This is a genomic window from Streptomyces sp. NPDC056480 (assembly GCF_042795405.1).
GTDB lineage: Bacteria > Actinomycetota > Actinomycetes > Streptomycetales > Streptomycetaceae > Streptomyces.
In genome coordinates this window covers 25,338-31,409 of sequence record NZ_JBHTSA010000094.1, presented here as the reverse complement: position 1 = coordinate 31,409, position 6,072 = coordinate 25,338, and the positions used below count along the sequence as shown (strand labels likewise).

The following is a 6,072-nucleotide window of genomic DNA, read 5'->3' as shown; positions in this document are numbered from 1 at the left end:
CCCGCGCCCGCAACAGCACGGCCGCCTCACCGACATCGAGCGCGACCCCGTCCCTGGCCCGCTTCAGAGCACGGCGCATGGCGTTCGCGGTGGGGCGAGCTTCCTGGTCATCCGTCATGAACCGAGCATACGAGCGGGCACCACGAGCAGGCTTCGGGTCCCCGCAGGAAGCCGCGAATCCGGCCACGCGGTCAGTCGGTGTCCTTGGGATGCCGAGGCGCCGCGTAGACCAGGTACACCGTCCGGCGGGCCTCGTCCACGAGGTACCGGACCCTGCCACCGGCCGTCACCTCGTACTCCCATTGCGGGTAGATCCGCCCGCCGAGAGCCCGGGTGGCGAGGCGGGCACGCAGCCGGTGCTGTCGGTCCGGGTCGTCCTGCCGAAGTGGGGCACGGCGCAGAGCCTCGAAGCAGCGCCGGGTGTTGCCCGGGGCTTCGGCGCCGAGCTCGCCCCAGCCCTTGGCCGCCTCGTTCGTCGCGAAGCGCAGGAGCCACTCCTCGCCGATCGGTGGCGGGGCGACGTCGTCGCCGCGCTTCGGTGTCACGGGGCGGTCACCTCTCCGTGGTCCTCGTCGGGGAGGGGCCTGGTGAGCTGGGCCGTGAGGGCCGGGTCGGCCAGGACGCGTGCCGTCGCCCGCCACCCCACGATCGTCCGGTGGAGGGTGGCGTGGACGTCCAACTGCGCCGCGTCGTGCGTCGCGTCGACCAGGTCCCGGACGAACTCCCGAAGTTCCTCCGCCGACAGGTGCCGCACCCAGGGGAAGACCCCGGGCAGAGCGCGCCCTATGACACGAGCCCCGTCGTCCGCAGCGAGAAGCGCCGCGAGGAGGCGGGCCGTGACGTCAGCCGTCTCTTCACGGTCCTGGTCGTAGCTGGCGGTCGTGAGGTAGAGATCCTGACCGTCGCGGCGGGTGACGAGCAGGCGGTACGCCTTGTCGAGCCTCTCGGCGACCCGCTTCGAGTTCTTGGAGAGCTCGGAGAAGGAGACACTCTGGGTCAGCATGCACCGACGCTACTTCGGAACATATTCCGAAGTCAACACATCAGAGGTACTCGGCGTACGCGTCCAGGACGCGGAGGACCTCCGGTTCGGCTGCCGGGGGGAGCTGGAGGACGACCTCCTCGCAGCCCAGTTCCGCGTAGTGCGCGAGCTTGCCCCGGGTGGGGAGGACCGCGTAGGGGACGATCTCCAGGGCCTTCGGGTCTCGGCCCGCCGTCTCCCACGCCTCCTTCAGGACCGGGAGCGACTCCGTCAGGCCGCGGCCGCCGATCGGCATCCAGCCGTCCGTCTGCGCGGCGATCTGGGCGAAGAGCTTCGGGCCCGCCGCGCCGCCCAGGAGGATGCGGGGCGCGCCGCCCGTGGGCTTCGGCCAGGCCTCCGAGGCGCGGACCGAGTGGCCGAACCCGCCCTCGTACGCCGTGGGTTCGGGGGCCCAGAGCGCTCGCATCAGGTTCAGGCGGTCGCGGCCGAGGTCCCGGCGGGTGCGCCAGTCCACGCCGTGGTCGGCCGCCTCCTCGCGGTTCCAGCCGAAGCCGAGGCCGAGGGTGAAGCGGCCGCCGGAGACGTGGTCGAGGGTCGCGATCTGCTTGGCGAGGGCGATCGGGTCGTGCTCGGTGATCAGGGTGACGCCGGTGCCGAGCGCGAGGCGTTCGGTGACGGCGGCGGCCTGGCCGAGGGCGACGAAGGGGTCGAGGGTGCGGCCGTACTCCCGGGGCAGCTCGCCGCCCGCCGGGTAGTCCGTGTCCCGTGCGACGGGGATGTGGGTGTGCTCGGGGAGGTAGAGCCCGCCGAAGCCGCGCTGTTCGAGTTCACGCGCGAGCCGCACGGGGCTGATGGTCTCGTCGGTCAGGAAGATCGTGGTCGAGATCCGCATAGCGGCACGGTAGGGCGTGCGGCCCGGATTTCCGAGGGGTGCGACACGAGTGCGTTCCGCGTTGGCCGGGCGTTCACGGGTACGCACCAGGGTGCCTCCATGAGCGAACCGAGCAGACGTGTACTCCTCGCGACAGGCATCACGACAGGCATCGCTTCGGCCCTGACACTGGGCGGTGTGAGCTTCGCCCACGCCGAGGACGGCGGACAGACGGAGACCGTGACCGGCACGCTGCCGCCCGGCTCCCCCGACTACGTGTACCTCCCCGTCGAGCTGCCCCGCGGCGTCCGCGAGCTCCATGTCGCGTACTCCTACGAGCGGCCCGCCGTCCCCGCCGGCACCCAGGGCAACGCCCTCGACATCGGCCTCTTCGACCAGCGCGGCACCGCACTCGGCGGGAACGGCTTCCGCGGCTGGTCGGGCGGGGCGCGCAAGGAGTTCTTCGTCCGCGCGGACGAGGCGACGCCGGGCTACGTCGCCGGGCCGCTGAGGGCCGGGACCTGGCACGTCGTCCTCGCCCCCTACACGGTGGCCCCGCAGGGACTCCCGTACAGCGTCACGATCACCCTCCGGTTCGGTCCCGCGCTGCCCGCGCGCCGTCCCGCGTACCCGCCGGAGCGGGCCGCGGGCCGTGGCCGCGCCTGGTACCGCGGCGACTGCCACCTCCACACCGTGTACTCGGACGGGCGCCGCACCCCCGCCGAGGTCGCCGCGCTCGCCCGCGCCGCCGGTCTCGACTTCCTGACGGCCACCGAGCACAACACCCACGGCGGGCACGGCGCGTGGGACGGGCTCGGCGGGGACGACCTGCTGATCCTGCTGGGCGAGGAGGTCACCACCCGCAACGGGCACGTCCTCGCGATCGGCACCGATCCGGGCACGTTCGTCGACTGGCGCTACCGGGCCCGGGAGAACCGTTTCGGGCACTTCGCGCGCGAGATCCGCCGGGCCGGCGGCCTCGTCGTCCCCGCCCATCCGCACGCCACCTGCATCGGCTGCATGTGGAAGTTCGGCTTCGGCGAGGCGGACGCCGTCGAGGTGTGGAACGGCCCCTTCACCCCGGACGACGAGGTGTCCCTGGCCGGCTGGGACGCGGCGCTCTCCCAGGGCCGCTGGACCCCCGCGATGGGCAACAGCGACGCCCACCGCGACCCGGATCGCGTCGGCACCCCGCAGACCGTGGTCCTCGCCGACGACCTGAGCCGGCGGTCGATCCTCGCCGGGCTGCGGGCGGGCCGCTCGTACGTCGCCGAATCCTCCGCGGTCTCCCTGGACTTCTCGGTGACGGACGGCCGGGGGCGGACGGCGGGCATCGGGGAGCGGCTGGGGGTCGGCGACGACGAGGCGGTGAGGGTACGGCTGAAGGTGACGGGCGCCCCGGAGGGCGGCACGGTCCGCTTCGTCACGGACCAGGGTGTGCTGCACACGGAGCCGGCCGCCGAGGGCTTCGCCGAGTGGTCGACGACGGCCGCGTACGCCACGTACGTACGCGCCGAGGTCCGTCACCCGGCGGCCCTGCCTCCGCTGCCGGGCGCCCTGGCGGCCTTCACGAACCCGGTGTTCCTGGGGACCCGCTGACGGGCCGGGGACCTCGCGGCCGTCACTCGCCGAGCGCCGCCACCGCCCGCTGTTCGCCCGCCAGGTCCCCGTAGCCGCCGTGCGCCCAGACGCGTTCGCGGAACTGCTGGAGGGTGAGGGGGGCACGGTCCTCGCCGGGGACGCCCTCGAAGTGGACCGTGCCGCAGCGGTGGCAGTACCAGCCGCACGACCAGAGCTCCTCGGCGCGGTGGCGGCCGCGCGTCAGGCGGGTGAAGCGGGCCTTGCGCCGGTACAGCAGGGTGAACACGAGGACGGCCGCGAGCAGCGCGAACGCCGAGATCCAGGCCAGGAAGCCGACGTCCGGCGGCGGCCCCGCCGCGCCGAAGGGCGGTTCCGGTGCGACGAGCTGGTAGCCGCTCCGTTCCACGGGTTCCGCCGGCGCCGGCTCGTCCTCGAACCACTTCCCGCCCAGGGCCCCGCCCAGGAAGGTGCCGACGGCGACGGCGACGGCGAGGACGCCGAGGCAGCCGACGGCGTACGACGGCGGTTCCGGCATCGGTGCGAGCGCCCTGGAGAGCCCCGTGGTCACCGTCCGCGTCACGGTCCGCATGTCGCCGTCCCGGTCCCGCTCCCGGCTGCTGACGGCGTCACGTCCCCCCAGGTACACGGCCGGCACGGCCTGCACCCGGTCGTCGCGCCCGCATCCCGGGCAGGTGTGCGTCCTGCTCATCACGTCTCCCCCGTCGATCGTGCAGTGAGTGACGGGATCATGCCACGCACGGTTCCGGGGGCGACCGAAATACACGGGCGGTCTCCCGTGCCGGCGCCTAGCGTGGGTGCGTGCTGAAGCTCATCGAGGCGTACTACGACGCCGTCCCCCGTTCCGCCGCCCGCGCCGAGGAGTTCGGTCCGCTGACCCTGTTCGTGCGGGAGGGCGCGGGCTGGCCGTACTACGCGCGGCCCGCGCTCGGGTACGACGGGGAGGTGACGGTCGCCGACGTGGACCGGGTACGGGCGCGGCAGCGGGAGCTGGGGGCGCCCGAGGCGTTCGAGTGGGTGGCGGAGACGACGCCGGGGCTGCGGGCGGCCGTGGAGGCGAGCGGGCTCACCGTCCACGAGCATCCGCTGATGGTCCTGGAGGGCGACGGGCTCCCGGTGGCCGGGCCCGAGGGCGTCACGGTACGGATGGTCGGCGCGCGCGATCCGTTCCTGGCGAGCGCGGTCGCCGCCCCGTACGCGGCCTTCGGCGCCGAGCCGACGCCGGAAGCCGTCACCCAGGTCGCCGGTCGGATCGCGGCGGGTCTCACCCATCTCTCGGCCGCCCTCGACGACGCCGGCACGGCGCTCTCGGCGGGGCAGCACCAGCCCGTCGGGGCCGTCTCCGAGGTCGTCGGCGTCGGCACCGTCCCGGCGGCCCGGCGCCGTGGTCTCGGTCTCGCGGTGACGGCGGCCCTGGTCGCCGACGCCCGGTCGCGCGGCGTGGAGCTGGTGTTCCTCTCGGCGTCGGACGCGGCCGTGGCCCGGCTCTACGGGCGCCTCGGCTTCCGCACCGTCGCCACCGCCCTCATCGCGGAGGCGTAGAGGACCGGCGGCCCGGAAGGTGTCACATCCTCCGCGTCCGTTCCGTCAATGCGGTGAAGGCAACCGGAACGGCACACCGAGACGCTGAGGAGCGATCACCATGGCGCACGCGACCACCCCCCGGATGACCAACCCCGCCTACGTCCTCCCCGGGGCCGGCCCGGCGATCCAGGAGCTGGTGAAGGCGACCCGCGAGGGCGGTGTCCCGGAGTCGACCCTGGAGCTGGTGCACCTGCGGGCCAGCCAGATCAACAGCTGCGGGTTCTGCGTCGACTACGGCGCGAAGAGCGCCCGGAAGAACGGCGTGAGCGACGAGAAGCTGTTCGCCGTCGCCGCCTGGCGCGAGGCGCCCTACTTCTCCGACGAGGAGCGCGCGGCCCTCGCCCTTGCCGAGGCGGCGACCCGGCTCGCCGACACCTCGGACGCCGTGCCGGACGAGGTCTGGGACGCCGCCGCCGACCACTACGACGAGAAGCAGCTCGCGGCGATCGTCCTGATGGTCGCGGTCACCAACCTGTTCAACCGGATCAACGTCACCGTCCGTCAGCCGGCCGGAGTCGCCCTCTGAGGGTGCGGCCGGCCGGGCGGGGGCCGGTGGGGACCCGTGGCGCGCGGACGAGCAGCACGTCCACCGGGTCCTCGGACTCGTACGTGAAGCCCTCCCGCTCGTAGAGGCGGCGGGCGGCGCTGCCCTGGAGCACGACCAGGCGGACCGGGGCCGCCGCCTCGTCCGCCCGGGCGAGGAGCTCCCGCAGCACCGCCGTCCCGAGGCCCCGCCCCTGGGCCCCGGGGGTCAGGTAGAAGTGCTCCAGGTAGAGCCCTTCACCGTCTTCGTAAGGGCGCATCGTCACGCAGCCCGCGAAGCCGCCGTCCACCTCGACGACCGAGGTGTGCCGCGGCGAGAAGCCGTCCCGCAGCCGCTGCCGCACCCGGTGCTCGTCGTAGCGTCCGAGGCGCACGAGGTCGTCCCGCATGACGACCGCCCGCAGCTCCGCGATCGCCTCGATGTCGTCCGGCCGCCCGGGGCGCAGCGACCAGTTCGTTTCCCCATACATGGATGCATCCTAGGGATGCGTCC

At 73.8% G+C, this 6,072-nt stretch carries 8 protein-coding genes; 3 read left to right on the top strand and 5 right to left on the bottom strand.

Annotation, left to right across the window (positions count from 1 at the left end; genetic code table 11):
- Positions 1-191: 191 nt before the first annotated feature.
- From ACFQ79_RS30630 to ACFQ79_RS30620, 3 genes are read right to left on the bottom strand one after another with little or no spacing between them, the layout of a single operon-like run.
- Positions 192-545: a hypothetical protein gene (locus ACFQ79_RS30630; RefSeq protein ID WP_383589521.1), complete on the bottom strand. Its 354-nt coding sequence runs from the start codon at positions 543-545 to the stop codon at positions 192-194.
- A complete protein-coding gene (locus ACFQ79_RS30625; protein ID WP_383589519.1) occupies positions 542-1,003 on the bottom strand; it encodes a prevent-host-death family protein in 462 nt (153 codons plus the stop codon). The genes ACFQ79_RS30630 and ACFQ79_RS30625 overlap by 4 nt, the downstream gene beginning before the upstream one ends.
- A gap of 40 nt (positions 1,004-1,043) precedes the next feature.
- Positions 1,044-1,874, bottom strand: a complete 831-nt coding sequence (locus tag ACFQ79_RS30620) for a TIGR03619 family F420-dependent LLM class oxidoreductase (RefSeq protein WP_383589517.1) — start codon at positions 1,872-1,874, stop codon at positions 1,044-1,046.
- 99 nt (positions 1,875-1,973) lie between these two features.
- On the opposite strand from ACFQ79_RS30620, the gene ACFQ79_RS30615 reads away from it, so the two are divergent.
- A complete protein-coding gene (locus tag ACFQ79_RS30615; RefSeq protein ID WP_383589515.1) occupies positions 1,974-3,452 on the top strand; it encodes a CehA/McbA family metallohydrolase in 1,479 nt (492 codons plus the stop codon).
- A gap of 22 nt (positions 3,453-3,474) precedes the next feature.
- Here the strand turns inward: ACFQ79_RS30615 and ACFQ79_RS30610 are convergent, their stop codons facing one another.
- Positions 3,475-4,143, bottom strand: a complete 669-nt coding sequence (locus tag ACFQ79_RS30610; RefSeq protein ID WP_383589513.1) for a hypothetical protein — start codon at positions 4,141-4,143, stop codon at positions 3,475-3,477.
- A gap of 110 nt (positions 4,144-4,253) precedes the next feature.
- Between ACFQ79_RS30610 and ACFQ79_RS30605 the strand changes: the two genes are divergently transcribed.
- Both ACFQ79_RS30605 and ACFQ79_RS30600 read left to right on the top strand, forming a co-directional pair.
- A complete protein-coding gene (locus ACFQ79_RS30605; RefSeq protein ID WP_383589511.1) occupies positions 4,254-4,994 on the top strand; it encodes a GNAT family N-acetyltransferase in 741 nt (246 codons plus the stop codon).
- Between the two features lie 100 nt (positions 4,995-5,094).
- A complete protein-coding gene (locus ACFQ79_RS30600; RefSeq protein ID WP_229315122.1) occupies positions 5,095-5,562 on the top strand; it encodes a carboxymuconolactone decarboxylase family protein in 468 nt (155 codons plus the stop codon).
- Here the strand turns inward: ACFQ79_RS30600 and ACFQ79_RS30595 are convergent.
- Complete coding sequence (locus ACFQ79_RS30595) at positions 5,528-6,049, bottom strand: GNAT family N-acetyltransferase (RefSeq protein WP_383589509.1); 522 nt, start codon at positions 6,047-6,049, stop codon at positions 5,528-5,530. The two genes, ACFQ79_RS30600 and ACFQ79_RS30595, sit on opposite strands and share 35 nt — an antisense overlap.
- Between the last annotated feature and the right edge of the window lie 23 nt (positions 6,050-6,072).

Excerpts from the sequence above, each read along its gene's own strand:
- ACFQ79_RS30625 (WP_383589519.1), bottom strand. The coding sequence starts at position 1,003 with ATGCTGACCCAGAGTGTCTCCTTCTCCGAGCTCTCCAAGAACTCGAAG.
- ACFQ79_RS30620 (WP_383589517.1), bottom strand. The coding sequence starts at position 1,874 with ATGCGGATCTCGACCACGATCTTCCTGACCGACGAGACCATCAGCCCC.
- ACFQ79_RS30615 (WP_383589515.1), top strand. The coding sequence starts at position 1,974 with ATGAGCGAACCGAGCAGACGTGTACTCCTCGCGACAGGCATCACGACA.
- ACFQ79_RS30610 (WP_383589513.1), bottom strand. The coding sequence starts at position 4,143 with ATGAGCAGGACGCACACCTGCCCGGGATGCGGGCGCGACGACCGGGTG.
- ACFQ79_RS30600 (WP_229315122.1), top strand. The coding sequence starts at position 5,095 with ATGGCGCACGCGACCACCCCCCGGATGACCAACCCCGCCTACGTCCTC.
- ACFQ79_RS30595 (WP_383589509.1), bottom strand. The coding sequence starts at position 6,049 with ATGTATGGGGAAACGAACTGGTCGCTGCGCCCCGGGCGGCCGGACGAC.